This window comes from Serratia sp. HNCC26DJ206 (assembly GCF_057180605.1).
The window spans coordinates 1-2179 of the sequence record NZ_JBXUGP010000088.1 but is presented as its reverse complement, the minus strand read 5'-3'; the positions used below and the strand labels follow the sequence as shown (position 1 = coordinate 2179).

General features: G+C 63.4%; 1 protein-coding gene. It reads left to right on the top strand.

Translation table 11 applies throughout. The features are described 5' to 3' along the window. On the top strand, nucleotides 1–2179 hold a 2179-nt coding region (locus AC2A1E_RS23975; protein WP_484385839.1), incomplete at both ends, for an autotransporter outer membrane beta-barrel domain-containing protein.

Sequence of the window (2179 nt, the reverse complement as noted above, 5' to 3'; positions counted from 1 at the left end):
TCAGTACCTTGGCATTGGACACCGGGGCCATTGTGGTGGACCTGGTGACCGGCGCCGCCACCGGCACCGGGCGTGAACTGACGCTGACGGACGGCAGCAATACGCCGATTATTCAGGACTATTTTGAAGGGATCACCAACCCGAACAGCAGCGTGGTGGCGGCGATGGGGACCTTTGGTTTTGGCCTGACCACCGGCGATCAACGCGATGGGTTGTACGTGAACTACAGCCTGAAGAGCATGGACCTGCTGACCACCGGCAGCGAGGCGCTGGAGCTGGTCGGCACGGCGAGCTTTAACGGCACGCCGGGCAACGAGCTCTTTGCGCAAATCACTGGCAGCGGGGATCTGGCGATCACCGAAGCGGATCCGGGCGCGATAGTGGTGCTCTCGGGGGCCGACAACAACTACACCGGGGCCACGTGGGTCCATGCGGGGACCGTGCAACTGAATGCGGATTCAGCGTTAGGGCAGACCTCGGATCTGGTGATTGACGGCGGTGCGGCGGTGGACATCAACGGGCACACGCAAACCGTGGGGGCGTTGAACAGCGCTGCCGACAGCCTGCTGGATCTGGGCGGTGGTGTGCTGACGGTGAGCCACGGCGGCGTGGCCGACGGGGCGTTGGCGGGCGCGGGCAATCTGCTGCTGAGCAACGGCACGCTGGCGGTCAATCACAACAACACCGGCTTCAGCGGCACCACCACGATTAACCGCGGGGCGACGGCCGACGTCACGCAGGCGCAGGGGCTGGGCACCGGCGATATCGCGGTAGACGGCACGCTGCATCTGGATGGCAGCACGGGGGGACTGGCGACGGCCACCCTGGTTAATGCCTTGCAGGGCAGCGGCAATACCCTGCTGAGCGATGCGGCCAACGTCACCCTGAGCGGTGACAACAGCGCCTATGCGGGGACCTTTACCACCCAGACGGGCACCACCCTGACGGCGACTAACGGTGATAATTTTGGCGCAGCGTCTGTGCTCAATGCAGGCAGTGTGGTGCTCAATACGGCGGGCGACTGGGACCTGACCACGCCCATCAGCGGCAGTGGTAGCATTGTGAAACAGGGCAGCGGCACGGTGCATATCAACAACAGCCTGGTGAGCGCGGGTATGACGACGGTGCAGTCCGGGGCGTTACTGGTGGGCACCCCACCGGTGAATGCGACCGCGCCGCAGGCGTTTGCCCTGGCGTTGCCGACGGCGTTTGCTGCGGTCGGGAGCGCCACGCTGACCAGTGACGTGACGGTGCAGGCTAACGGCACCTTCGGCGGTGATGGCCAGGTTATCGGTAACCTGTCCAACGCCGGTAACCTGGTGGTCGGGCGTGCCGCCACCGGGGGCAGCTACAGTGATTTCATCATCAACGGTAACTATGTGGGCAACGGCGGTAACGTTGCCTTGAACACCGTCCTGGCCGGGGATGACGCCGCCACCGACCGACTGGTGGTGACGGGGGATACGTCTGGCACCAGCACGGTCAGCGTCAGCAATATCGGCGGGGAGGGGGCGAAAAACATCAACGGTATTCAGGTGATTAACGTCGGGGGCAACTCGGCGGGCACCTTTACCCTGAATGGGCGTGCCCAGGCCGGGGTGCTGGAATACTTCCTCTATCAGGGAACGCCAACGGACACGGCAGACGGCAACTGGTACCTGCGCTCCAATTATCAGGACAAGGTGGTGACCTATAACCCGGAATCGGGGGCCTTTATTGCCAACATCGCCGCCGCCAATACGCTGTTCAACACCCGGCTGGAAGATTTGCACGCCGGGGATGCGCGCGACACCGGCGATCTGAGTGGAACGGAGACGCGCTCCAGCCTGTGGCTGCGTCAGGTGGGCTCGCGCAACAAGTTTGAGGATGCGTCGGGTCAACTGTCCAACTCCAGCAACCGCTATGTGGCACAGTTGGGTGGCGAAGTGTGGGATACGCAGTTTACCGGGCAGGATCGCTTCGGGCTGGGGGTGATGGCCGGTTATGGCCGCGCGACCGGGACCACCGATTCGGGGGAGACCAGCTACAAGTCCGATAACAGCCTGACGGGGTATACGGTCGGGGTGTACGGCACCTGGTATGCGAATGCCAACGAACGCCACAGCCCGTATGTGCATGGCTGGCTGCAGTATGAATGGTTCAACGCCTCGGTCAGCAGCAGTGCCTACGACAGCGGAAA